Here is a 25,195-nt window from a genome sequence, read left to right as displayed (position 1 = left end):
TCGTCATGCAAGTTTTTAACTGGGAGATCGGAATGGCAATCAAGAAGATCCTGTTTTTGACGGGCGATTTTGCGGAAGACTATGAAACCATGGTGCCGTTCCAGGCGCTGCAGATGGTTGGGCATACCGTGCATGCGGTCTGCCCCGGCAAGAAGTCGGGAGAGAAGATCAAGACCGCGATCCACGATTTCGAAGGCGACCAGACTTATACAGAAAAACCTGGCCACCAGTTCGCGCTGAATGCGAGCTTTGATGAGGCCCGTGTGTCGGCATACGATGCGCTGGTGATTGCAGGCGGGCGCGCGCCGGAATACTTGCGCCTCAATCCACGGGTGCTGGAAACAGTGCAGGAATTCGCCAGGGCGGGCAAGCCAATTGCCGCGATCTGCCACGGTGCGCAGATCCTGACTGCGGCAGACGTCATCAAGGGCAAGCGCATCTCGGCTTATCCAGCGTGTGCGCCGGAAGTGCGTTCGGCCGGCGGTGAATATGTTTCGGTCGAGATGGACCAGGCGGTCACCGACGGCAATTTCGTCACGGCGCCGGCGTGGCCTGCGCATCCGCAGTGGATGGCGCAGTTCCTGAAATTGCTTGGGACGGAAATCAAGCCTTAATCTACGCGAGCTGGATACAGCAGTGCCAGGGCTTGCTGGCGTGCCGACGCGCGCAGGGTTGCGCGCAGCGAGGCATCGTCGGTGGTACGGGCCAGCACCATGCCGCCGACGCAAAGCGCAACAATCGCCTGCGCGCGCTGTGCTCCGTCGCTGGCATCCTTCAGCGCGTGTTCGTAAATGCGTGTCAGGTTGCGGATCAGGTCTGTGTAGGCACGCTGCGGCAACAGCCCGGCGCGCGCCACGTCGCCCGGCAGGGCGTACAGGGGACAGTGGTTTTCAATATCTTCCAGTACCTCGTCGCTCAGGTAGAGGTTGATCAGGCGCCGCGCCATGTCGAGCTGGCCGGCAGCGGGCGACCTGGCGACGTCCTTGCGGAAGGGATTGCAGGTGGCGAAGCTGGCCACAGCTGCCGCGTACAGTTCATCCTTGCTGTCAAAGTGGTTGTAGAAACCTCCGCGTGTCAGGCCCGCTCCGGACATGATGGTCTCGATCGATACCTGCTCGAAGCCGTGCCGGTTGAACAGCTTGCGGGCCGATTCGACAATCTTGCTGCGGGTGCGTTCCTTGTGCTCAGCGGTGTAAGGCATGTGTTTCTCCTCCTCGGTTCGCATTATGCGTCCGAATCAAATTATGTTCTTGAACATATTATGTATCTCCGTAATCTGGCCACATGTTCAAACCCCACCCCAAAGGAGATCAACATGTACACCCTGGTTACTTTGCGTTCCGTTCCCGATTTCGCTGTGGGTAACGTGCGCGACTTGCGCGTGCGCTGGGTTATGGAAGAGGCAGGCCAGCCGTATTCCGTGCAGACCATCGGGCCCGACGAGCAAAAGTCTTCAACCTACCGCCAGCAGCAACCTTTCGGCCAGGTGCCGGTGCTGCTGGATGGTGAACAGTCTATCTTCGAGTCCGGGGCGATCCTGCGCCACCTGGGCGACAAGCTGGGATTGATGCCTTCCGGCGCCCGCGAGCGGCAACTGGCCGAAATGTGGCTGTATGCCGCGCTCAATTCGGTCGAGCCGTATTTTGGCGCGTACGCAGAACTGGACGTCTTCCATGCGGGAGAATCGTGGGTCGAGGCGCGCCGGCCCGGGTTGGAAGCGATGGCGAAGCGCCGCCTCGGCGACCTGGAGGCATGGCTGTCCGGTTGCGAATACCTGGCCGGTACGTTCAGCGTTGCCGACATCATGATGTCGACCGTATTGCGTCTGCTGGATTCGAGTGGCCTGCTGGACGAATTCCCGGCGGTTGCCGCCTACCAGGCGCGTTGCATGGCGCGCCCCGCCTACGAGAAGGCGATGGCGGCCCAGGTGGCGCTGTACACCCGGGCCCAGGAAGCGGCTTGAGCTTCCGCTCAACGCGGCACGATGGCGAACTGCGGCCGCTCGCTGTAATTCGGTTTGACGCTGCGGCTGGCGAAGCGGTTCCACGCCTCCCGTGCATTGGGAATGCCGGTGGCGGCGGCCATCGCCAGCGCCGGCTGCAAATTCGACGGGTAGCCTTCGGACGAAGCCGAGTAGCCGGTCATCTCGCCGGCCAGCCATGGCGTACGCCACACCTTGGCGTCCTTGTCTGCCTGGATGCGCCAGTCGGCCTGCGCCTGGCTGCCGCAGGGCTGGTCCAGGTAGCGTGCACCCGTGCTGTTGACCATTGGTGAACCGTCGTTGTTGCGCATGGTGGCCTGGTAGGCTTCGGCGAAACTGCTGAAATATGCCGAGGTGGCGCTTGGCCGAACCATGAGCGCATAGACGGCGCCGTCGACCCAGCAATAGCCGCCGGCCATCATGCGGCCGATCGGGAAGCGCGCCTTCCACGTCAGGATCGGCTCGGCACCGGCAAATCCCATTTCGTGCAGGTGCCCGACCGCCGATGTGAAGAAGTCGTCCATCCACGGTGCCACGCCGGTGTTCGGGCCTGTGGGACCGCCGTAGGCCACGGCATAACTGGTGGCGGTATTGTCGATGAAGCCAAGCTGGTTGGTCGCACCGCCGGCGAAGGTCGTATTGTAGAAGTCCAGGTTGTGTTGCAGTACCTGGTTGAAGTAGGGCTTCATCGGGTGCGCGTCGGGCGTGATGTAGGCCGCATGGCCGAGGGTGCGCAGCGACCAGGCCTGGCCGCGCACCTGGTTGCCCTTCACCAGGCCCTTGGACAGTGAGCGGTAATACGGATTCATGGTGACCAGGTTCCAGTTTGCCCAGAAATGCAGCTCGTCGAGATAGTAAGTGTCGCCGGTCAGCAGGTAGGGCAAGTAGGCAAACGAGGGCTGGTGCGCCGTGTCCGGCGTGTAGGGCGTGGCGCAGGCGCCGGCCTCGGTCGAGGTGCAGCGCGGCATGTCCTCATGTTTCTTTGTAACCGGGTTGTAGCTGTCGGAGCCGATCCGCTGGTCGCGTACGTAGGGATAGTCGACGATGGACACCACCTGGTCCGTGTTCCTGTCGCGGTAATGCACCGGCCAACTGCCGGCCAGGTCGCCCAGCCCGTTTGTCACCTGCCTGGCCCGCGCATCCATGCTGAGGATATACAGTGCGGCCCAGGCGTGCTGCAAGCCGATATCAGGGCGGCCGCCGGTCGATGGCATGTATTTGTTCACCAAGGGCATTGCCATCGGGCCGCTGTCGGCCGCCTCCCAGTCGGTCTTCATTTTCGCCAGCGCCGTTTGCGACGGCATCACCGTGCGGTCGTAATTGGGCAGGGCGCGCGTGCCTAGCAGGTAGGCGATGTCGTGCTTCACATGCACTTTCGGCTCGGCGCCGGCCCAGAACAGCTTGCGCCAGCGGGCGTGGTGGTAATGCGTCAGCGCGGCCTTCTGGTACACCGCCTGGTTGTTGACCAGGATTTCTGCATCGTACGTGACATTCTTCGGATCGGGTTCGTAGGCCCAGTTGTTTTCGACGGTAACGTCGACGCGCGTTGCGCCGAACTGGCCGGCGCCCGCCAGGGGATAGTGTCGGATCGCAAAGCGCACCGCCAGATGCGGGTGGGCGACGCCGTTTGCCGTCACCGGTCCGGCTACCTGCCATTCATTGACCAGGGGGCCGGACAACCAGCTTGTATAGGGCTTGCTGGCCAATAGCTGTGCAGCATCCGCACTGTAGGTCACGCCGCCGATATTCAACCGGACCAAGGCGCTGAATCCGCTGGCCAGCAGGGCATCGGGGCGCGCACCACCGCCAGGGCCCGTCCATGGCACCGTCGAGAGCTGCACGCTGGCGGTTTCTCCGCCAGCGAGTTGCGGCAGCACGGTGCTGATCAATGCGTGGCGTACCGAGCCATCTGCGTGCCTGGCCTTGACGTCGGCCTGCACGGGTATTGAGACCCCCTTGTACGCTGCAGCGAAATAGTCGCCCACTTTCACATCTCCCTTTGCGAAGACGTGGCCGACGGTGACAGGCACGCCGGCTTGCGCCTGCGCGGACGTGTCGCTGACTTGCAGTGAGGGTAGCGGTGCCGCGGCTGCGGCGCCTGCAAGCAGCGAAGCTGCGAGAAAAGACAGGAATGATTTCATGGGCAGATCCTCTCAAATTGAAAGCGCTTGACCTGAATCAATTTAATTAATTCGCAAACTCCGTACAGTCCTGCACTGGAATAACACAGAGTAGGAGTATTGAAACATGGGTAGCGACAATGAGGTAAACGACGTGCAAACGAACAGCCGTCGTCGATTCCTGGGTAAGAGTGCTGCGTTAGGCCTGGCCGGCGCTGGCGTGCTGGCAGGTTGCAAGGAGAACGGTGCGGGGGCGCCCGGTTCTGCTACAGCATCTGCAGCAGCAGCGGGCAAGTCGCATGGCGCCAGCAAGGCGCATGTGGAACCTGGCCAGCTGGATGACTATTACCTGTTCTCCAGCGGCGGGCATTCCGGCGAGGCGCGCATCATGGGCGTTCCGTCCGGGCGCACGCTGCGCCGCATCCCTGTTTTCAATATCGATCCTATGGTTGGCTGGGGTATCACCAACGAGTCCAAGGCCATTATCGGCACCAAGCCTGACGGCAGCCTGAAATACACCACCGGTGATACCCACCACGTGCACGGCAGCTACAAGGACGGCACCTACGATGGCCGTTTCCTGTGGGTGAACGACAAGATCCACTCGCGCCTGGCCCGCATCCGCATGGACACCATGGAATGCGACAAGATCACCGAACTGCCTAACGTACAAGGCTTCCACGGTATCTTCCCGGACAAGTGCGACCCGGTCGACAAGTCGATCAACCACACCACCCGCGTGTTCTGCGGCGCGGAATTCGCGATTCCGTTCCCGAACGATGGCCGCGACCTGGATGATCCATCGAAGTGGGGTTCGCTGTTCACCTGCGTGGATGCGGAATCCATGGAGGTGCGCTGGCAGGTGCGCGTGGACGGCAATATGGACCTGACCGCGACGTCCTACGACGGCCGCTTCGCCTGCTCCAACCAGTACAACACCGAGAACGCACCTGACCAGGCGGGCATGATGGCCGCCGAACGCGACGCCTGCGTGTTCTTCGACGTGGCGCGTGTGGAGGCGCTGGTCAAGGCCGGCAAGTTCACCACCATCGGCTCGTCGAAAGTGCCTGTGGTTGACGGCCGCAAGGCTGCCAATGCCGATCCGAAGACTGCGGTGACCTGCTATGTCCCGGTCGGCAAAAACCCGCACGGCGTCAACGCTTCGCCGGACGGCAAGTACATGGTCTGCTCCGGCAAGCTGTCGCCGACTGCGACCGTGATCGAGGTGGCGCTGGTCGCCAAGTGGTTCGATGGTGAACTGAAAACCGAACGCGATGCAGTCGTGGCGGAGCCGGAAATCGGCCTGGGCCCGTTGCATACCGCCTTCGACGGCAAGGGCAACGCCTTCACCACCCTGTTCCTGGACAGCCAGATCGTCAAGTGGAACGTGGCTGCCGCTATCGCGCAGTTCAAGGGCGACAAGAGCGTCAAGCCGGTGGTGGACCGCGTGGACGTGCACTACCAGCCGGGCCACGGCTACGCTTCGATGGGTGAAACCAAGGAAGCGGACGGCAAGTACTTCAACTCCGGTAACAAGTTCTCGAAAGACCGCTTCCTGCCGGTCGGCCCGCTGCACAGCGAAACGGAGCAGTTGATCGACATCACCGGCGACAAGATGGTGATCATTTCCGACCATACCGCTTATCCGGAACCGCATGACGCGATCATCGTGCGCCGCGATATCGTGAAGACGCGCCAGATCTACAACATGGACGACTTCCCGAACAAGGTGACGGCGGATAACGCGGGCATTACGCGCAATGGCAACAAGGTGCATGTGCGCCTGATGTCCCAGGCGCCAGCCTTCAGCATGCCGGTCATCAAGGTGAAGAAGGGCGACGAGGTGACGATCACGCTGACCAACCATGACAAGGTGGAAGACCTGACCCACGGTTGCGCGCTGCCGACCTACAACATCAACTTCATCGTCAACCCGCAGGAGACCAAGTCGGTCACCTTCAAGGCTGACCATGCCGGTGCGTTCTGGATGTATTGCACGCACTTCTGCCACGCGCTGCATCTTGAAATGCGCAGCCGCTTCCTGGTGGAGGCTTAAGCCCGCGAGGGCGGTTTATCCATGCTGTATCGACTGATTTCCCTGCTTTGGGCAGCGCTGCTTGCGACGTTGTGCGCAGCGCCCGCCTTGGCCACTTCGATGTACGACACCGTGCTGTCCGCGGGGTTGATGGGTGGTCCCGATTTGTGTGCCGAAGCGCCATGCAGCGACGTGCTGCCTGCCGCAACGGTGTTTTCCAAGCGCAAAGGCGCCCCGGCCTACGTCGAAGGCTACGCGCTGGAGCAGGGCAAGCAGAAGATGGTGGGCTATGTGTTCCTGTCCACCGATGTGGTGGACATTCCGGCTTACTCTGGCAAGCCGGTCGTCACCCTGATCGGCATGGATACCAAAGGTTTGATTACCGGGGTGCGTATCCTGAAGCACTCCGAACCGATTTTGTTGGCGGGCATTCCCGAAACTGTGCTGACCAAGTTCGTCAAGCAGTACTTCGGCAAGCCCGGCGACGCCAAGCTGGAACTCGGCCTTGGACGTGATGGTGGTGATCTTGATGCGATCAGCGGGGCCACCGTTACTGCCATAGCCGAGAACCAGACCATTGCGCAAAGCGCGTACGAAATTGGCAAGCAGGTGGGCATCTTCAAGGGGATGGTCAAACCGCGCGCCCATTTCACGCCGCTGCGCGAACGTCTGGACTGGGCCGCGCTCGTCAAGGAGGGCGCGGTCCAGCACCTGCGGGTGGAAAGCGCGGATGTCGGCTTGCCCTCCGGCGGCAAGCCCTACATGGACCTGCATTTCGGCTACCTGAACGTGCCGACCGTCGGCATCAGCCTGCTCGGCGAGCGCAATTATGCGCGCCTGATGCAGGACCTGAAGGAAGACGAGCATGCGATTTTCGTCATCGGCACGGGCCTGGAATCGTTCAAGGGTTCCGGCTTTGTGCGCGGCGGCATCTATGACCGCATCCAGGTGCGCCAGGATGCGGACCGCTTCACCTTCCGCGATACCGATTACCTGAACCTGTACCATCTGGAGCCGGCCGATGCGCCAGAGTACAAGGAGTCGGCCATCTTCATCGTCCGCTCGGCAAACTTCAACCCAGCGTGGCCATGGCAACTGAGCCTGCTGGCAAACAAGCTGGACATGCAGACGCACACCAAGGTGTTCGTGCACTTTGACGAAGAATACTGGACGCCGGCACGCTACCTGGAAGGTGGCCGCCCGAAAGTCGAGCGTCCGGTGCCGGCCTGGAAGGCCGCCTGGCTGGCGCGCAAGGGCGAACTTACGCTGTTCGTGCTGGCGCTGCTTGCCACTGCAGGCCTGTACTCGCAACGCGACCGGCTGGTGCGCGCCTCCAGCCGCAAGAGCAAGCCGCTGATCAGCATTCCGCGCACCATCCTGTGGGTAATCGCGGTCGGATTCTTTGGCCTGTACCTGAAGGCGCAGCCGTCGATCACGCAGGTGATGACCTGGTTCCATTCCCTGGTCTATCAGTGGAAGTGGGAACTGTTCCTGTCCGACCCGTTCATCTTTATCTTCTGGTGGTTCATGGTGGCCACCGTGGTGCTGTGGGGGCGCGGGCTGTTCTGCGGCTGGCTGTGCCCTTTCGGTTCGCTTCAGCATCTGGCGTACAAGCTTGGCACGCTGATCGGGCTGGGCCGTTTCCAGGGACTGCTGCCGAAGCGCGTGCACGACAAGCTGAAATGGGTGAAGTACGGCGTGTTCGCGGTGCTGGTTGGCGTGTCCTTCTACTCGATGGAGCTGGCCGAACACCTGGCCGAGATCGAGCCGTTCAAAACCACCTTCCTGGTGGGCGTGCTGAATCGCGGCTGGCCGTTTGCTGCCTTCGTGGCGGTCATCCTCGGCATTTCGATCCTGAGCGAACGGCCTTACTGCAAGTACATCTGCCCGCTGGGCGCCGGCCTGGCCGTGCCAAGCTTCTTCCGCCTGTTCGGCTTGAAGCGCAAGCAGGAGTGCGTGACCTGTACCGCCTGCGCCAAGGGCTGCGGTTCGCACGCTATCGATGCGCAGGGCCGCATCGACCAGAAGGAATGCCTGCTTTGCCTGGACTGCATGGTGATGTACTACGACGACCATGCCTGCCCGCCGTTGGCCAAGGAGCGCAAGACACGCGAGAAGAATGGCCAGCCGCTGACGCCTATCGATGAACGCGGCTACTTTATTTCGCTGGATTCGGTTCGCAGTGAGCTGAAAAGGAAGGCAGGGTAAAACCATGAGTGTCCTCAGGGTTTGCGCGGCCGCTCTGGCCGCGACCATCACCGCGATGCTGGCCTGCGCCTCGGCAGGCGCGCACGCGGCCGTGCTCCAGGTCCGCGCCGGCGAATCGGTCGCCGCTGCCGTCGGCCAGGCACACCCCGGCGACACGATCCAGGTCATGGCCGGTACTTACAGGGAACGCATCCTGATCGACAAGCCGTTGCGCCTGGAGGGCGTGGGCAAGCCGACTATCGCCGCTGGCTACGAGGGCGACGTGATTCGCGTCAAATCGGCTGACGTGTCAATCCGTGGCCTGATCGTGCGCGACAGCGGCACCGACCTAGGTTCGCAGAATGCCGGCATTTACGTGATGCCAGGCTCGGACCGCATCGTGATCGCCAACTGCGACCTGGTCACCAACCTTTTCGGCATCTGGCTCGAACAGTCTCGCGGCGCCGTCCTGCAAGGCAACCTGGTGACCGGCCGCCGCGACCTGATGTCGCAGATGCGCGGCAACGGCATCCAGGTCTACAACACCGACGACACGCAGGTCATCAACAACACGATCAGCTATGTGCGCGACGGCATTTACGTCGACTACTCGCGCCGCGCCACATTTCGTGGCAATACCGTGCACCACGTGCGCTACGGAACGCACTATATGAACACCCACAACAGCTCCTGGGAAGGCAACACCGTGTACCAGAGCCGCGCCGGGCTGGCGTTGATGGAAGTGCGCAACCTCACAGTGCGCAACAACGTCGCCCGGGGCAACGAAGACCACGGCATCATGCTGCGCACGATCCAGGATTCCGTCATCGAGAACAACGTTGTCGCCGGCAATGGGCGCGGCTTCTTTATCTACGATGCCGAATTCAATATCCTGCGCGGCAACCTGGTGATCGGCAACCGCACCGGGGTGCACCTGACGGCCGGTTCGAGCAATAACACTGTGGATGGAAACGACTTTATCAACAATGCGGAGCAGGTCAAGTTCGTCGCTTCCAAGGATGTCGAATGGGGCCGCAACAAGGGCAATTACTGGAGCAATTACAGCGGCTGGGACCAGGATAACGACGGCAACGGCGATGTGCTGTACCAGGCCAACGACGTGGTCGACCGCCTGCACTGGCAATACCCGCTGCTCAAGCTCCTGCTGAGCAGCCCCGCCGTACAAACGCTGCGCTTCGTGTCGCGGCAATTCCCCTTGCTGCGCGCACCGAGCGTGATCGACAAGCACGCCCGCATGCAGCCCTGGAACACCGATTGGAGAAAATGGCATGGACGACAAGCTGATTGACTTGCGCGCCGTGGGCAAGCGCTATGGAGCGCTGCAGGCGGTCGACGGCGTCGACCTGTCCGTGGGACGCGGCCGCATGCTGGGCCTGATCGGGCATAACGGCGCCGGAAAAAGCACCCTGTTCAAGATGATGCTTGGCTTGCTGGAACCGAGTTGCGGCGAAGTGCGCATCTGCGGCGTGCGGACAAGTGACGGCGCGTTTCGCGACGTGCGGCGGCGTATCGGCTACCTGCCGGAGAGCTTCGTTGCCTACGACAACCTGACCGGCATGGAACTGCTGCACCTGTTCGCCGACCTGAAAAAAGTCGCGCGCAGTGCCTGCGGCAACGTCCTGGAGAGGGTCGGACTGTCTGCTGCGGCGGACCGCCGCGTCGGCGGATATTCCAAGGGCATGCGCCAGCGTCTTGGCTTCGCCCAGCTGCTGCTCGGGGCGCCGGAACTGGTATTCCTCGACGAACCGACCAATGGCCTCGATCCGGACGGCATCCACGATTTCTACCGTATCCTGCACCAGCTGCGCGAGGAGGGCGCGACCATCATCATTACCTCGCACATCCTGGCTGAAATCCAGGAGCGGGTCGACGAGCTGGTGATCCTGAGCGGGGGCCGCATCGCGGCGCAAGGCACGCTGGCGCAGTTGCGCGCCGGAGCGGCCATGCCGGCAGAAATACGGCTGGTGGCGCGCGCCGGCGGCACCAGCCGCGTGATTGCCGCGCTGCGTGGACACCAGGTGCGCGTGGAGCGCGATTGCATTCGCGTTCCCTGCGCGCCACGGCAGAAAATCCAGATGCTGCAGCTGATTTCTACGCTCAGCGACTCCATCGATGACGTGGCGATCCACGAACCGTCGCTGGAAGACCTGTTCTTCGGGATGGGAGGCCGTCATGCACGCGCGGCTTGACTGGTCGGCGGCGGCCACCATCGCCTCCCGTGAGTTCCGTGACCGCCTGCGTAACCGCTGGGTGCTGGCGGTGGCGCTGGTGTTTGCGGTGTTTGCGCTGGCCATTGTCTGGTTTGGCATGGCGCAGCAGGGCAGCGTGGGATACCGCGGCATCGACGTCACCATTGTCAGCCTGTCCAGCCTTGTCACCTATCTGGTGCCGCTGATTGCGCTGCTCCTTGGCTACGACGCGATCGTCGGCGAGCGTGAACGCGGTTCGCTGGAGTTGCTGCTGTCGCTGCCGATTACGCGCTTTGAACTCCTGCTCGGAAAATTTGCCGGCCTGGCGGCAGCGCTGGCTGCATCGACAGCCCTGGGCTTCGGCGTGGCGTTGCTGGCGCTCTCCAACCAGCTCGATGCGCGCGACGCCATGCATTTCCTCGGCTTCGCCGGCAGCGCCATTCTTTTGGGACTGGCATTCCTCAGCATGTCGCTGTGCCTGTCGGTGCTGGCGCACAACCGCATCCGCGCCAGCGGCGTGGCCATCGGCCTGTGGTTCCTGTTCGTGCTGGTGTTCGACATGGTGCTGATGGGGGTGCTGGTGCTGTCGCAGGGAGCCCTGGACAGCAGCGTGTTCGGCGCCTTGCTGATGCTCAATCCCGCAGACGTGTTCCGCCTGCTGAACATCTTCAGCTCCGAGCAGGTGCAGGGCCTGTATGGCCTGGCCACCGTGATGCCGGAGCATATGACCAGTCCGGGCCTGCTGGCTGGCGTGATGCTGGCCTGGATCGCAGTTCCCTTCGCCATTGCAACGTGGAGGTTCAAATGAAGTTCAAGCGAAATGCCGCCGCCATGGTGGTGGTCCTGATGCTGGCCGCCTGCGGCGATGCCGCCCGCTCGCTGGCGGCCGGCGAGCCGGCGGACGACGCAGCTTGCGCGCTGGACGGCATGAGCCTCAAGGACTATCCGGGCCCCAAGGCGCAAATCGTGTTCAAGGACGGCCATATCGACTATTTCTGCAGCCTGTCCGAGCTGTTTGAGGTGCTGTTCGGCGAAGATGGCCAGCGCGGCTTAGGCGCCAGCTACGTGCAGGACATGGGCAAGGCCGACTGGAACAAGCCGCGCGGCCACTGGATCGAAGCCCGCAACGCATTCTTTGTAATCGACAGCCGCGCGCGGGGCGCCATGGGACCGACTATCGGCACCTTTGCCAGCAAGGAGGATGCGCAAGCGTTCGCAGCACGCGAAGGCGGCCGCGTGCTCGATTACAGCCAGGTCAAGCCGGACGTGCTCAAGCTGGGCACCAAGCCGGCCCACGACGCGCGTGATGACTCAATGCGCTGAAGTTTTTTACCCACCAACCAAGAGGAAGACAAGCATGAAAACATTTACCAAGCTGACCGTCGCTATCGCTGCCGCCGTACTGGCGCCTGCGGTCATGGCCGCCGCACCTGCCAAGGGCGCCGGCGTCAACGGCGAGAAGATTTATTCGGCCAACTGCGCCTCCTGCCACGCCGCCGGTGTGCTGGGCGCGCCTAAGGTCGGCGACAAGGCCGCCTGGGGCCCGCGTGTCAAGCAGGGCAAGGAAGTGCTGTACACCCACGGCCTGAACGGCTTCAAGATGATGCCTCCAAAAGGCGGCAATCCTGGCCTGAAAGACGACGAGGTGAAGGCCGCCATCGACTTCATGGCCAAGAGCTGATGATCCAGCGCCGGCGGCTGTTGGCTTGCGCCGTGCTGCTGCCCTTGCTGGCGGCCTGCACGGCCAGGGATGAGGTGCACCATGTGCAGGGGCATGTGTTCGGCACGCAGGTGGAGGTCAGCATTTACGGGCCTTCCGAAGCGGAGGCGCGCGAGCAGGGCGCGGCCGTGTTGCGCGAGTTCGACCGCCTGCACCACAAGTACCACGCCTGGCAACCGAGCCAGCTCACGGCGCTGAACGATGCTATCGCCCGCGGCGAGCCTTTCGACGCAGACGAGGAAATGGTGGGGCTGTTGCGCTCCGCGGCCGAACTGTCGGCGCGCTCCGGCGATACGTTCAACCCCGCAATCGGGCGGCTGATCCGGTTGTGGGGTTTCCAGAAGAACGATATTACGGCTGGCGGCCCGCCGGCAGAAGAAGTCGACAGGCTGGTGAAGGCCAATCCGCGCATGGCGGACCTGCATTTCGACGGCAACCGCATTACCAGCAGCAACCGCGCCGTCATGCTGGACCTGGGCGGCTACGCCAAGGGCTTTGCGTTGGACCGTGCGGCGCAAATCCTGCGCCGGGCCAACGTCAAAGCGGCGCTGGTCAATGTTGGCGGCAACGCGATTGCACTCGGCCAGCCTGGCTCGCGGCCATGGATGGTCGGCATCCGCAATCCGCGCGGGCCGGAGATGGTGGCGCGCGTGGCCCTGCATGACAATGAGGCGATCGGTACCAGCGGCGACTATGAGCGCTACTTCATGAAGGATGGCAAGCGCCATGCCCACATCATCGACGCACGCACCGGACAGACGGTGGACCTGGTGGCATCGGTGACCATCATCACCTCCGGTGGGGCCGATGCCGGCTTGCGTTCGGATGGTAACTCCAAGCCGCTGTTCGTTGTCGGCCCGCAGGGCTGGTGCGGCATGGCGCAACGGCTCGATCTCAAGGAAGCCATGCTGATCGACGCGCAGGGCGAGGTGTATGCTACGCCTGCCATGATGGCACGCACTGACCAGGGAAACGGAAATGGGAAATCTGTACGAGGATGCACTGCCGCCCGCAACGGGTGAGCGCTTTGATACGCTGCTGTCGCACAAGGGGCTGGTGATCGAGCGCATCGTCAGCACGTCGAAAATCGAATCCCAGGAATGCGTACAGGAGCAGGACGAATGGGTGATCTTGCTGACCGGAGAGGCCATGCTTGAAGTGGCGGGGCGCAAGGTGCCGTTGAAGGCTGGCGACTACCTGTTCCTGCCGGCGCGCACCGCACACACGGTGAAGAAGGTGTCCGATGGCGCCTTATGGCTGGCGGTGCACCTGCACGACCGCGGCGCGTGACAAAGCGCGCATCTTTTACCGTTTTTATTTGCTACTCTTGGTCACTTTACTTTCGGAGCCAAGAGAATGCAACCGACGCAGCAGCAGGAAGCGATAGAGGAGTTCTGGCAGCATATTTCGCATTGCGACCACGTGGTGCAAATGTACGAAACCGAAGAATCGTTCCTCGATACGCTGGAGGCTTTTGTCGTGGAGGGATTCCGCAGCAACGACGCCATCGTCATTATTGCCACCCCGGAGCACCGGGCAGCGCTGGCCCAGCGCCTGGAACGCAACGGCATCAGCGTCAGCGCTGCTGCCTCGAGCGGCCAGTACATCGTTCGCGATGCCCGCGCCTGCCTGGCGCGATTCATGTTTGACGGCTGGCCTGCCGAATCGCGTTTCATTGAAATGGTCGAGGAATTGCTCGCCAAGGCACGTGAAAAGCACCCGACGGTGCGCGCCTTCGGCGAAATGGTGGCCTTGCTGTGGGAAGAAAGGCTGTATCGGGCCACTATGCGGCTGGAACATATGTGGACGCAATTGTGCCAGCGCGAATCGTTCCCGCTGTTCTGCGCCTACCCAAAGGCCAGCTTCGATGCCGGCGACCCGGCGATCTGCCGCGAAGTGCACAACGCGCATACGAGGGCCTGCCCGCCGCTATAATGGGGCGATGAAAATCGTCCTGGTCACTTTCGGCTGCCTGTTCATGGTCCTCGCGGTCCTGGGCGTGTTCCTGCCGCTGCTGCCCACCACGCCCTTCCTGTTGCTGGCGTCGGCCTGTTTCGCGCGCAGTTCGGACAAATTGCACAACTGGCTGCGCAACCACGGCCGCTTTGGCCGCTACCTGCGGGATTACGAGGACGGGCGCGGCATACCGTTGCGCGGCAAGGTCCTGGCCATGGCGATGATGTGGCCGTCGATGTTTTACTCGATGTACAGGGTGCCTTTCCTTTCGTTGAAAGTCATGCTGTTCCTGGTTGCCTGCGGCGTGACGATTTACCTGTTGCGCCTTCCCACCTCCCGCCCGCTGGATGAATAAGAAAAGTTTGATTGCCGCTGCAGCCGCGTTGCTGCTGTCCCATGCCGCCTTCGCCGCACGCTGGGAAGTGATTGCGGGAGCGCCCAGTGCCTTGCGCAGCGAGAAGCTGGAGACGCCGCGTGGCATCGCGGTGGGGAGCGACGACACCATCTATTTCACCGATGGCGCATCGGTTCGGGCATTGAAGCCGGATGGCAGGCTGGCGACCCTGCCGGGGCGCTTCATTGCCCCGGCAGGACTGGCGGCGGCGAGCGATGGCACGCTGTATGTGGCCGATGCCGGCAACCATGCGGTAAAGGCGATCTCGCCGGCCGGCGAGGTGCGCACGGTCGCGGGCCAGGCCGGTACTGCCGGACGCAATGACGGCAAGGGTATCGCAGCACGCTTCGACCATCCGGCCGGGCTGGCGCTCGATGCAGCGGGCGGCCTTCTGGTGGCCGATGCCGGCAATAGCGCGTTGCGGCGCATCGGCGCCGACGGCGTGGTCAGCACGATGGCCCAGGGGTTGCCGTTTCAGCCGCAAGGCATTGCGCTTGACGCAAGCGGGGGGATCGTGTTGTCCGACGCAGCCGGCGCCTTGCGCATCGATGGGCAAGGAAAATGGCAGCCGCTCGGCACGCAATCGGGGGCGTCGACCGACCAGGGACAGGCGCAGACGCAGCAGGGGAACGCCACTGAGCGCGTCTCCGCCAGCGTGATCGCGGCGGTGCGCGGTGCTGCCGAGAAAGCGGTACGCGAAGCAAAAGAGGCGCGGCCGGCCGATGCCGAGCACGATGCAGGTGTCGTGGCGGGGGCGCTGGACGAATGCCAGCGCGGCAAATGCCTGCGTCGCTATTCAGCCCCGAGCATGCCGACTGCCGACAAGGCGCGCGCGGTGCCGGCCGGGCAGTTGGCTGCGGATTCCCAGGGCCGGCTGCTGGCGACGTCGCCTGCCACCGGCACCATCTACCGCATCGAACATAACGGCCTGATTGTGCCCTTGCTGGGCACCGGCGACGTAACCGGCGAATTGTCAGGCGTTGTGCGCGATCGCGAGGGCGCCCTGAACGTGCTGCTGGCCGAGCGGCTGGCGGCCATGCGCTGGGACGCCAGCGGCCAGCAGCAGCCATTTGCGCTGCAATACGCTGCCTCGCTGAACCGCGATGGCCCGGCAATGCAGGCGCGTTTCGGCGATATTACCCAGCTTGCAGTAGGGCGCGACGGCGGGCTTTATGTGCTGGACGGCGACCAGTTGCGCCGCATCGACAAGGAGGGCATTGTGCGTACCTTGCTGGAGGCGGGCAGTTTCCGCAAGTTGCGCGAATCCCATGCGGCAGCCCAGGTGGACTTGCACGGCTCTATGGTTGCACGGCCCAGCACCGGCGTGTTTGTGACCGCCAATGGCGGGCTGGCCGGAGTGAGTGCGGAAGGCCTGATCTCCCTGGTTAGCGGGCCGCCTGGCATGACGCCCGAGCAGACCGGTTTCATGCCTGCGCTGAAACGCATCTGGGCTTATGTCGCCCAGGATGCGGAACCCTTCATGTTGCCCGGCCTGGGCCAGCACCGCATCGCGGCGGATGCCAGCGGCCAGGCCTGGTATTGCGCCGATAACGTGCTGTGGCGCATTCGCCCCCGCGGCGTCGCGCGCAAGATCGAGCTGCGGGCAGGAGATGGTTGCGGCGATGTGCTGGTGGCCCCCAGCGACGACGTCTTCATGCTGCACGGCCATTACATCACCCGCGTCGGCGCCGACGGCTACCAATGGCTGGCGGCGGGCAGCCGCGAACGGAAAGGCAGCGGAAATGGAACAGGATTGCTGGCGCGCTTCCGCAACATTACGCACGCGGCGGCTGATGCTGCCAACAACATCTACCTGATCGATGATGGGATGCTGCGCAAGATATCGGCGGACGGCGAAGTTGGCACCGAAGGGAAAGGCTTGCCGGAAGACGCAGGCAAACTGCGCGCCCTTGCCATAGACAGGAAGGGCGCGCTATACGTGGCGACTCAGCACACGATCATGAAGCTGAAGCCCTGATTCATGGCTGCCAGTTGACGTTCACCGTCGCCGTGCCGCTGGCCGGCGTGGTGAAGGTATGGTTGCTGCCGCCCTCCCACACGGTGGGGTTGGCGCTCTTCTTCAGGAACTTGTAGCTCACCGTTGTGCCGGCCGGCACGCTGACATCGGTGTACCAGTTCGGATAGCTGTAGACCACCTGGTTGAACAGCGGGCCAAGCGGCGCGGTGGCGCTCCAGTTGGCGAGTTCGAACTTATCCCCGGTCAGGTAGACGTTTTCCCCCGGCGAAGTGGTAGCGTTGCCCACCACGAAGCGCACCGTCACTTGCGGGCCGCTGAGGATTTCGAAGTTATCCCAGCTATCGCTGGTGACCGCGCCAGCCGTGACCACGCTCACGCCGCTCATGCCCGCGGCCACGCTCGGCACCAGCACCTTGATCTGCGTGTCTTCCCACGACAGGATGTTGGCGCCGCTGACCACCGTGCTGCCGAACTTCACCGTGCCTTTGGTGGCGCCGAAGCCGCGGCCGTCGACGGTGATGGTCTTGCCGGGCATCGACATGTTCGGACCGACGTGGCCCAGTTTTGGCGAAGCCACCGTGGCAGTGTACTGCCAGACAGCGATGGCGCCGGCTGCCAGCGTGAAATTGCTGACCGCACCGTTGGCCCCGACGGTGATGTTGTTGCCATTGAAGCCAAGGCCATTCAGCACGTCGGTATAGCTGCCCGCCGGCAGTCCGGCGATGAAGCCGCTGATCGACGTCGCTGTGGAGAGGTTGCGGTTGATCGCAACCACGGCGACGTTATTGCCGAAATTGCGCTCATAGATCAGCACGTCGTTGTTGACCCAGCGCTGCTGCGTCGTGCCGTAGGCGATGGCGGGATTGGATTTGCGCAGAGGGGCCAGGCGGGCCACCAGGCCGTACGCAGGCGTGGTGGTGGCGAAAGACGTCATCATTGCACGGTTGTCCGGATCGCCGGTACCTTGCATGTACTGCTCTGTGCCGTAGTAGATGGCAGGCACGCCGCGCGAGGTCAAGGTAAAGGCCAGCGCCTGTTCCAGCTTGCGGCCGCTGGCGCCCGCCACCTGGAAGCGCGGCATGTCGTGGTTGTCGATGAAGGTGACCTGGTCGCCCACGTGCGAGTACTGGCCGGCGGTATCGCTCACCATCTGGTTCAGCGACGTCATGTTCGCCGAACCGTCCTTGAAGACCTGGCGCACCTTCTGAGCGAACTGGAAGTCCAGCAGGCTCATGCCGCTGCGGTTGGCGAAGTAGTGGTTGGCCGGATCGACCTCGTTTTCGCTCAGGTACCACTCGCCGAAGGTGAACACCGGCTTGTAGCCTTGGATATAGGACATCAGGCTCTTTTGCCAGCCGAAGGGCATGTGCTTGACCGCGTCCATGCGAATGCCGTCGATGCCCAGGTCCAGCCACACCTTGATGGCAGCCTTCATGTAGGCGTCCACGGTGGCGCTGTTATGGTTCAGGTCGGCCAGGTCGAAGAGGTTGCGGTAGATGCCGCTCTCCAGCGTGGAGAAATCGGTGCCGCCATTGTGGTGGAAGTAGCCGTTCGGGTCGGAACCGTAACCGGCCAGCAGGGCGCCGTTGTCATACAGCTTGCCGTTCTCGCCGAAGCTTGTATCGGTGGCCGAGGCAGGCGATGTATGGTTGGGCGCGAAATCGATGATCACCTTGATGTTGCGGGCATGGGCCGCGTTGATCATGTTGCTGAAATCGGTCATGGTGCCGAAGGCCGGGTTGGCGCGCTTGAAGTCGCGCGCCCAGTAGCCGTGGTAGGCGGTGCTGTTGGTGCCGGAGTAGTTCAGCACTGCCGTGATGTTTTCCACCGGCTGCGAAATCCAGATGGCGGTGATGCCCATGCCGGTCAGGTAGCCGTCCTCGATCTTGTTCTGGATGCCTTTCCAGTCGCCGCCGCAGAACAGCTTTTTCTGCGTGCAGCCGGAGCTGAAGGCGGTGCCGGTGGGGTTGTTCGCGCTGTTGCCGTCCGCCAGGCGGTCGGTCACGATCTGATAGATCACGTCCGTGTTGAAGCCTTGCTTGTTGCCGACTGCGGTATCCGGGGCGGCCTGCCCGTTGAGGGCGAAAGCGGCCAGGATTGCCGCGAACACTTTGTTGCGTTGAGTCTCCATAGTCCTTCCTTTCTTTGTTTTGGTTGACAAAGTATGGAGTAGTTTGACTACGCACACGCTTGCTATGTGGCGTAAACGCAGCAAAATCCGCGATTAAATTGAAGTATTTTGACTACAAAGAATCCTGTAGTCGGCGCCCCAGCCGCTTGCCGAGTGCAAGCAGAGTGAGGGTGGGCGGCAAGCCCCAGGGGGCGGGCAGGACGGAGGCGTCGCAGACGTAAAGGCCCGCAGTGGAGGTACGCAAATCGTTGTCGACAGCGGCCGGGCTGCCGCTCCCAACTGCCAGCGCACTGCCGGGATGGGCGGCGAAATGCCAGCTCTGGAATACATGGCGCGCACCGGCCTGGGCCAGGATGCGCCGTGCCAGCGCGGTACCGCGCTTGAAGCGTTCGCGGTCGGCGGCCTGCAGCGTTTTGTCGACCCAGTGCGGGCCGATGCCGCCACCGGCAAGGTCGCGGATCTTGACCATGATGCTGAGCGTGCGGCGGTGCGCGAACAATCGGTCTATGCGGCCGACCTGCAGCGCGAAGGCCTGGTACATCGGCTTGGGCAGGGTCAGGTCGGCAAGTGACAAGCCTTCTTCCGGCAACGCCATGCCGGCGGTCATCGGCACTTCGGCGCCGCCGTCGATGTCGTCGACGAAGCCCATCACCGCCACGACGGGATCGCTGATAAAGGGCAGGCTGCGCGGCGCCAGTCCTGAGGCATGCAACAGGCGCGGACTGCCGATGCCGCCGCCAGCCAGGATGACTACGCTGGCATGGGCCGTGAGGACTGCCCCGTCGCGCGTGTATTCGATGCCGACGGCGCGGCCTCGATCGAGCAGCACGCGCCGGACCGGCGCATGGTCCAGGATATGCGCGCCGCGCAGGCGCGCCTCGTCCAGCAGGTCACGCGCAGTCCACTTGGCGCCATAGGGGCAGCCGTAGACGCATCGCCAGCAGCCGCTGCGGCAGATGGCGGGGCGGATCATTTTGTCGAGTTTCTGCCAAGGGAGACCGGAGGCCAGCGCGGCCTGCATGATGCGTTGCGCCATGGGGCCCAGCAATTCATCGGGCAACTGGCCTATCGGCAGTTCGGCGCGGCATTCCGCCAGCGAAGGAGCCAGGTCAATGCCCAGCGCTGCAAAGCGTTCCAGCGGCGGGGCCGCCGCCGTGGCGAAATTCAGCGTGGAGCTGCCGCCGGTAGCCAGTCCGCGCACCAGTAGCGATGCATCGCGGTGGAAGAACGCTCCCTTGCCTGGAATGGCGCCGATCCCCGCCATTTGCGCCAGCGTGCCCTTTAGCGGCGCACCGCTGCCCTGTTCCAATACCAATACGCGCTGGCCATGCCGCGCAAGCGTATGCGCGACGCTGGCGCCGCCCGGGCCACTGCCGACAACGATGGCGTCATAGCGTTGAAGGGTTGGTCCCTTTGCCATGATGGATCTCCTGTTCCATATCGAACGTGCAGGCCAATGTCGTGGAGACAATGGTGTTGTCAAATTATATCGACAACGTTATGGATTAGCGGAGGGATGGGCAGGACGGAGGAGGGGAGCCGTGCCGCACGCGAACAGGTGCGGCACGAAGGGAAGGGACTTGGACGATCAGCGGGTTTGCTTGTCGTGCTTCTGGTGATGGATTGCGGCGCTATTGCGGTCAGCCTCGCGCTGCAGTTTGTGGCGCTCTTTGCGGGTGACTTTGCCGTCGGCCTTGGCCATCGCTTCGTCGTTTGCCAGCTTGGCTTCGCGCGCCTCCAGGTGCTGTGCTTCCTTGGCGGTCAACTGGCCGGACTCGATGCCTTGGGCGATGCGGGCTTGCTGGTGCTCTTCGCGCTTGTCCAGGTTCGGGGTGGACTGGGCGAAGGCAGGCAGGACAAATGCCGATACCAGGACGGCGGCGAACAACTTGGTGGTTTTCATGGCGTTCCCTTTCTTTGGTTGGTTATCGCGAAGCGCGTGGCTGCAGTATAGGGTGGGTGCGGCCCGCAAAAAACATCACGCCATGTAATCGGTGTAAGCATTTGCAACCGTTTTGTTAATGAACATCGGGGCGCAGGTGCTGCATCAGGTCTTTCAGCGCACCCTGCGACAAGCTGTCCAGCTCCGGAGAGCGGCGGTCGATTTCATTGGCCAGGTCGGTCAGCAGCCAATCCATTTCGTCCAGCATGGCGCGCAATTCCGCCAGTACTTCGGGGTCGCCCTGCATCATGGCCAGCATGCTGGTCATGTCGTCCGGGTTGAAGCCGGCCTGCAGTACCAGCGAACGGACCGATGCCATGCGCTCGAACAGGAATTCCATTGGCGAGCCGGGAGCGTCTGCGGCGGGGCGCTCCTGCAGCATTGCCCGCAAGTCGAACCAGGCATGAAGTAATTCCGACAGATGATTCAGTCGCTCCGATGGATCGCCGGAGGGGGCGGTTTCAGCCGGGTGATTGGACTGCGGTTGAAGCAGGTCGCGCAGGATTGCCAGCACATCGCCATCGAAGCGCGGCTTGTTAATCCGGTACAGCATTTCCAGGCGCTGCATGTCAAGGCGGCGCAGTACGGTTTCGGTGACATCGGCGGCGGCAACGATGCGCGCCAGCCGGTCGACCTGGGCGCCACGCAGGGCGTTGGGGTAGCCGCTACCGTCCAGCCGTTCATGGTGCTGCAGCACGGCCTTGCTCGCGGCGGCGGGGAAGCCGGGCAAATCCTTGAGCAGAACGTAGCCGGTCACGGGATGCACGTGCACGAAGCGGCGTTCCTCCGCCGTGACATGGTGCGCCTGGTCGAGAATGCGCGGGTCGGTGTGCATCTCGCCGAAGTCGTGGCACAGGGCTGCTAGCAGCACGGCAGGCAAGTCGCCCACTGGAACACCCATGCGCTGGGCGCAGGCGAAGGCGATGATGGCGGTACGCAGCGTGTGCTCGAACACGTCCTTGTGCTTGTCCGCCATGACGGTCAGGCGCAATTCGATGGTCGAGTGCAGGCGCAGGTTGGCGGTGCAGTGCTTAAGCTGGCGCGGGTCGCCGGCTCGCGCCAGGAGTTGGCGGTAAATCGTGTCGTGTTCGAGGATGCGGTCGAACTCGATCGCCAGCGTGGCGGCGTCGACGGCCTTGTCGGAAGAGAGCACCTGGTCGAGCGGGGCGAAGAGCTTGTAGCGGGTGAGTTTTTCGAACTGCTTGCTGTCGATGCGGGCGCCCTTGGCCAAAATCTTGGTGCCGTTGCTGGCGTAGATGTCTTCGCTGGCAATGACGTCGCGCGTATCCCCCATCTCGGTGACCGAGCGTACAAAATGCGGGCTCTCGCCGGGAATATCCGTCAATTGCATATCGCTAGCCATATTGTCCACCTTGGGGTAAGGAACAACTGTGGACATTCTCGCAGAAAAAAAAAGCCCCGCACTAGGCGGGGCCGGAAGCAGAGGCGGAGAGACGCCTTTGAAACACCTTAGAACTTGTAGCGCAGGCCGGCCAGGAATTCGCGGCCGGTCACGTTGTTCACCACCACGCTGTTGCGCGCGCGGCTCACGAACTGGTCGTTTTCTTCGTTGGTCAGGTTCACGCCTTCCAGCGTGAGTTCCAGCTTGTCGTTGACTTTGTACGACACGGACATGTCCACGTTCAGCGACTTGTTCTTGCCTTCCACGTCGTTGTTGTTCTGGCCCGGCACGCGGGTCACGAACGAGGAACGGGAGGAAGCCGAAATGCGGGCACTGAGCTTGCCGTTGTCGTAGTACAGGGTGGCGTTCCAGGAACGCGGCGACAGGTTGAGCAGGTCGTCGGTGATGCGGGTGTCGCTGGTTGGCGAAACCACATACTCGATCTTCGACTTCACGTGGGTGTAGTTCAGCAGCGCGCCGAAGTCCTTGCCCCATGCCGGCAGGAAGGTGAACGGCTGCTGGTAATTCAGCTCGAAGCCTTTCAGCTTGCCGCCATCGGTGTTGATCGGAGCCGTTACCTGGAAAACTTCTTCGCCGGTGAAGTTGGCTGGCAGCAGCGACATGGGCAGTCCGGTGTCATTGTACGCCATATTGGTGCGCAGGGACTGGATGTAGGTGCTGATGTTCTTCTGGAACAGACCCAGGCCGACAAAGGCGTTCTTGCCGAAGTAGTATTCGAGGCTGGTGTCGAAGGTCTTGGCACGGAAGGGCTTGAGCAGCGGATTGCCAGTGGTGATGCTTGGCGTGCCGGTGGTGGCGATGGTGCCGCCCGGCGACAGGTTGTTCAGCTGCGGACGGGTCATGACCTTGGCCGCGGCAAAGCGGGCGATCAAATCCGGCGTCAGCGTGGCAGCGATGTTCAGGGACGGCAGGGTGTCAGAGTATTCATTGTTGACGGTAACCGCAGTGCCGCCACCTGCAGCCTGGTAGCCGGTTGCAGAAAGCTCGGTCTTTACGTAGCGCGCGCCAAAATTGCCGCGCAGCGGAACGCTGCCCAGCTCCGTCTTGAACTCGCCCATGAGGTAGAAGCCTTTGTCTTCCTCGTTGACAGAGCGGTTGTTGCCGCGCGCATTGCCGTTGGTGATGGAGGACAGGGTGAAGTCGCCGGGACCGCCGGCAGGGCCGCTCTTGATGCAATTGCAGTAGATGTCGTAGGCCTTGGCGATGGCGTTCAGGTCGGGAATCAGCCAGGTGGTATAGGTCCCGGCCGGAAGGTTCTGCCCCTTGCCGAAGCCGCTCACGGTGGTCGTCAGGTTGCCGGAGCCTGCCGGCGGCGCGAAGATCGTGTCGTTCTGGTTCACGCGGCGCGACTCGTAGGAATCGAAGTCGTATTTCTTGCGATTCAGGCCTCCCTTGATGGTCAGCGCGTCCGACGCCTCCCAGGCCAGGTCCACGGTCGCCGTGTCGTTACGGTTGTTGGCGCCTTGCGGGCGGATGCGGATTTCGCTGCTCGTGGTATTTGGAATGGTGGTCGGCTGGGTGCCGCTGGCCACTTGCGGCACGCCGACGATTCCCATGCTGCCGCCGGCTGCCGGGTCGAACGGCAGCGAGATGATCGGATGGCGGTCGTCCTGGCGGAAGTCGATCGTGTAGCCGTTCACGTTCAGCGCATCAAGCGTGGTGGTGGTTTGCACCGGATTGCGGAACTTCGAGGTGGCGCGGCCGACGCGCGCCTGCAGTTGCAGTGTATCGGTCAGGCGCTGGTCGAGGGTCAGCGTCGGTTGGGTAAAGGTGGTGGACAGCTCGTCGTAGCGCGACTCGGCACGCATGTCCACGCCGTTGAACTTACCGTACAACAGGTTGCCGTTTGGTGCGTACTGCGCTTCCACGACCGAGGTTTGCGGCTTGCCGCCCTGGCTGGCGGAGCGGCTGAACGAAATCGCTTCCAGGAAGTCTTCCTGGCGCGTTGCATCGAGCTTTGCATACAGCATGTCGAAGGTGACCAGCGAGCCTTGCATCGGGCGCCACTGCACGGAACCAGTGAGGCCGACGCGGTCCTGGTCGTGGGTCAGGCGGCCGTAGCGCGGCAGGCGCGGATGGAAGTTGTCGGCGCTGCTGGCCAGGTTGTAGGCGTCGGTCGCCGCTTGCGAAGCGGGCAGGCGCGGTACTCCTTGGGCAGCAGGGCCGCAGGTGGCTGCGGTGGAGTTGGCTGGATTGGCCGCCACGCCTCGCGGCGCGCACCAGCCGCCGCTCGATGGTCCGTTATCCCAGCGCACAGTGGAGAAGCCTTCCTCCAGCAACTGCCGCTTGGAGAAGGCGCCGGACAGCAGAACGCCTACCTTGCGGTCAGCGAAGGTGTCGGACAGCAGGAAGGCCACACGCGGGTCGGTCTTCTTCGACAGGTCGTTGTACTTGCCCTTGGCCGTGATGGTGGCGTTGAAGCCTTTCAGGTCGAAGGGGCGCATGGTTTGCAGGTCGACGGTGGCGCCCAGCGAGCCTTCATCCACGTCGGCGGAAGAGCTCTTGCGCACGGTCAGCGACGAGAACAGTTCGGAGGCGAATACGTTGAAGTCGAAGCCGCGCGAGCGGTTGGTGCCGCCGGAGCTGTCGGTGCCGCCGGTAGTGGCCAGCGCTTCCAGGCCGTTGATGCGCACGCGGGTGAAGTCCTGGCCCAGGCCGCGCACGGTGATGCTGCGGCCCTCGCCCGCGTCGCGGTCGATCACCACGCCTGGCACGCGCTGCAGCGATTCGGCCAGGTTGGTATCGGGGAATTTGCCCATGTCTTCGGCCTTGATGACGTCGACGATGCCGTTGTCCTCGCGCTTCTTGTTCAGCGCCGATTCCAGCGCGGCGCGCAGGCCGGTGACCACGACTTTCATTTCCGGTTCCGCGGCCGGCGCGGCCGGTGCGGTGGCCTGTGCGTGGGCGAGGCCCATGGCCAGCGCGGTGACTGAGTAAGTGCCGACGAGGCGCAGCGCGAACTTGCGCAAAGCCTCGGTTTGATCCGTGAACTTCATGCCATCTCCTGGTTATTATTGCTGCCGGCTCTTGTAAGTGGTCAGGCCGGTTGCGCTATTTTATGCTAAGAATTTTGCAATGTGGTCAGTCCAAATTTATTTATTTGCAAAATTGGCCTGTC

At 62.9% G+C, this 25,195-nt stretch carries 21 protein-coding genes; 14 read left to right on the top strand and 7 right to left on the bottom strand.

Annotated elements, in window-relative coordinates; translation table 11 throughout:
- Positions 1 to 32 precede the first annotated feature (32 nt).
- The gene (locus tag ACN9M3_RS26965; RefSeq protein ID WP_426319182.1) at positions 33 to 614 is read left to right on the top strand and encodes a DJ-1/PfpI family protein; all 582 of its coding nucleotides are present in this window, start codon (positions 33 to 35) and stop codon (positions 612 to 614) included.
- On the opposite strand, the gene ACN9M3_RS26960 is transcribed toward ACN9M3_RS26965, so the two are convergent.
- Complete coding sequence (locus ACN9M3_RS26960; protein WP_426319181.1) at positions 611 to 1,201, bottom strand: TetR/AcrR family transcriptional regulator; 591 nt, start codon at positions 1,199 to 1,201, stop codon at positions 611 to 613. The genes ACN9M3_RS26965 and ACN9M3_RS26960 overlap by 4 nt on opposite strands.
- Before the next feature lie 114 nt (positions 1,202 to 1,315).
- On the opposite strand from ACN9M3_RS26960, the gene ACN9M3_RS26955 reads away from it, so the two are divergent.
- Complete coding sequence (locus tag ACN9M3_RS26955; RefSeq protein ID WP_426319180.1) at positions 1,316 to 1,963, top strand: glutathione S-transferase family protein; 648 nt, start codon at positions 1,316 to 1,318, stop codon at positions 1,961 to 1,963.
- Between the two features lie 8 nt (positions 1,964 to 1,971).
- On the opposite strand, the gene ACN9M3_RS26950 is transcribed toward ACN9M3_RS26955, so the two are convergent.
- Positions 1,972 to 4,122 (bottom strand): hypothetical protein, encoded by a 2,151-nt coding sequence (locus ACN9M3_RS26950; RefSeq protein ID WP_426319179.1) that lies wholly within the window; start codon positions 4,120 to 4,122, stop codon positions 1,972 to 1,974.
- A 106-nt stretch (positions 4,123 to 4,228) separates the two neighbouring features.
- On the opposite strand from ACN9M3_RS26950, the gene nosZ reads away from it, so the two are divergent.
- From nosZ to ACN9M3_RS26890, 12 genes are all read left to right on the top strand, one after another.
- Positions 4,229 to 6,157, top strand: coding sequence for a TAT-dependent nitrous-oxide reductase (gene nosZ, locus ACN9M3_RS26945; protein ID WP_426164608.1), 1,929 nt, complete (start codon positions 4,229 to 4,231; stop codon positions 6,155 to 6,157).
- 21 nt (positions 6,158 to 6,178) lie between these two features.
- On the top strand, positions 6,179 to 8,344 hold the full coding sequence (locus tag ACN9M3_RS26940) for a 4Fe-4S binding protein (RefSeq protein WP_426319178.1): 2,166 nt from the start codon (positions 6,179 to 6,181) through the stop codon (positions 8,342 to 8,344).
- Positions 8,345 to 8,348: 4 nt separating this feature from the next.
- Positions 8,349 to 9,632, top strand: coding sequence for a nitrous oxide reductase family maturation protein NosD (locus tag ACN9M3_RS26935; RefSeq protein ID WP_426319177.1), 1,284 nt, complete (start codon positions 8,349 to 8,351; stop codon positions 9,630 to 9,632).
- Complete coding sequence (locus ACN9M3_RS26930) at positions 9,613 to 10,533, top strand: ABC transporter ATP-binding protein (RefSeq protein WP_426319176.1); 921 nt, start codon at positions 9,613 to 9,615, stop codon at positions 10,531 to 10,533. The genes ACN9M3_RS26935 and ACN9M3_RS26930 overlap by 20 nt, the downstream gene beginning before the upstream one ends.
- The gene (locus ACN9M3_RS26925) at positions 10,517 to 11,341 is read left to right on the top strand and encodes an ABC transporter permease (protein WP_426319175.1); all 825 of its coding nucleotides are present in this window, start codon (positions 10,517 to 10,519) and stop codon (positions 11,339 to 11,341) included. The genes ACN9M3_RS26930 and ACN9M3_RS26925 overlap by 17 nt, the downstream gene beginning before the upstream one ends.
- Positions 11,338 to 11,856, top strand: coding sequence for a nitrous oxide reductase accessory protein NosL (locus tag ACN9M3_RS26920; protein WP_426164598.1), 519 nt, complete (start codon positions 11,338 to 11,340; stop codon positions 11,854 to 11,856). The genes ACN9M3_RS26925 and ACN9M3_RS26920 overlap by 4 nt, the downstream gene beginning before the upstream one ends.
- A 34-nt stretch (positions 11,857 to 11,890) precedes the next feature.
- Complete coding sequence (locus ACN9M3_RS26915; protein ID WP_426164596.1) at positions 11,891 to 12,214, top strand: c-type cytochrome; 324 nt, start codon at positions 11,891 to 11,893, stop codon at positions 12,212 to 12,214.
- The gene (locus tag ACN9M3_RS26910) at positions 12,214 to 13,275 is read left to right on the top strand and encodes an FAD:protein FMN transferase (RefSeq protein WP_426319174.1); all 1,062 of its coding nucleotides are present in this window, start codon (positions 12,214 to 12,216) and stop codon (positions 13,273 to 13,275) included. The genes ACN9M3_RS26915 and ACN9M3_RS26910 overlap by 1 nt, the downstream gene beginning before the upstream one ends.
- On the top strand, positions 13,232 to 13,543 hold the full coding sequence (locus tag ACN9M3_RS26905; RefSeq protein ID WP_426319173.1) for a cupin domain-containing protein: 312 nt from the start codon (positions 13,232 to 13,234) through the stop codon (positions 13,541 to 13,543). The genes ACN9M3_RS26910 and ACN9M3_RS26905 overlap by 44 nt, the downstream gene beginning before the upstream one ends.
- A 66-nt stretch (positions 13,544 to 13,609) precedes the next feature.
- A complete protein-coding gene (locus ACN9M3_RS26900; protein WP_426319172.1) occupies positions 13,610 to 14,188 on the top strand; it encodes an MEDS domain-containing protein in 579 nt (192 codons plus the stop codon).
- Between the two features lie 7 nt (positions 14,189 to 14,195).
- Positions 14,196 to 14,564 (top strand): YbaN family protein, encoded by a 369-nt coding sequence (locus tag ACN9M3_RS26895; RefSeq protein WP_426319171.1) that lies wholly within the window; start codon positions 14,196 to 14,198, stop codon positions 14,562 to 14,564.
- A 7-nt stretch (positions 14,565 to 14,571) separates the two neighbouring features.
- Positions 14,572 to 16,581, top strand: a complete 2,010-nt coding sequence (locus tag ACN9M3_RS26890) for a hypothetical protein (RefSeq protein WP_426319170.1) — start codon at positions 14,572 to 14,574, stop codon at positions 16,579 to 16,581.
- A gap of 1 nt (position 16,582) precedes the next feature.
- Here the strand turns inward: ACN9M3_RS26890 and ACN9M3_RS26885 are convergent, their stop codons facing one another.
- The 5 genes from ACN9M3_RS26885 to ACN9M3_RS26865 form a co-directional block, all read right to left on the bottom strand.
- Positions 16,583 to 18,712 carry an alpha-amylase family glycosyl hydrolase gene (locus tag ACN9M3_RS26885; RefSeq protein ID WP_426319169.1) on the bottom strand — a complete coding sequence of 710 codons (2,130 nt, stop codon included), beginning with the start codon at positions 18,710 to 18,712 and terminating at the stop codon, positions 16,583 to 16,585.
- A gap of 112 nt (positions 18,713 to 18,824) precedes the next feature.
- The gene (locus ACN9M3_RS26880) at positions 18,825 to 20,132 is read right to left on the bottom strand and encodes an FAD-dependent oxidoreductase (RefSeq protein WP_426319168.1); all 1,308 of its coding nucleotides are present in this window, start codon (positions 20,130 to 20,132) and stop codon (positions 18,825 to 18,827) included.
- Between the two features lie 168 nt (positions 20,133 to 20,300).
- Positions 20,301 to 20,615 carry a hypothetical protein gene (locus ACN9M3_RS26875; RefSeq protein ID WP_426319167.1) on the bottom strand — a complete coding sequence of 105 codons (315 nt, stop codon included), beginning with the start codon at positions 20,613 to 20,615 and terminating at the stop codon, positions 20,301 to 20,303.
- Between the two features lie 115 nt (positions 20,616 to 20,730).
- Complete coding sequence (locus ACN9M3_RS26870; protein ID WP_426319166.1) at positions 20,731 to 22,017, bottom strand: HD-GYP domain-containing protein; 1,287 nt, start codon at positions 22,015 to 22,017, stop codon at positions 20,731 to 20,733.
- 107 nt (positions 22,018 to 22,124) lie between these two features.
- Complete coding sequence (locus ACN9M3_RS26865) at positions 22,125 to 25,073, bottom strand: TonB-dependent receptor (protein ID WP_426319165.1); 2,949 nt, start codon at positions 25,071 to 25,073, stop codon at positions 22,125 to 22,127.
- Positions 25,074 to 25,195 lie beyond the last annotated feature (122 nt).

Source organism: Pseudoduganella sp. R-43, assembly GCF_049913255.1.
Lineage (GTDB): Bacteria > Pseudomonadota > Gammaproteobacteria > Burkholderiales > Burkholderiaceae_D > Rugamonas.
Note: the sequence above shows the minus strand (reverse complement) of the source record. Positions and strands in the feature narration are given on the sequence as shown.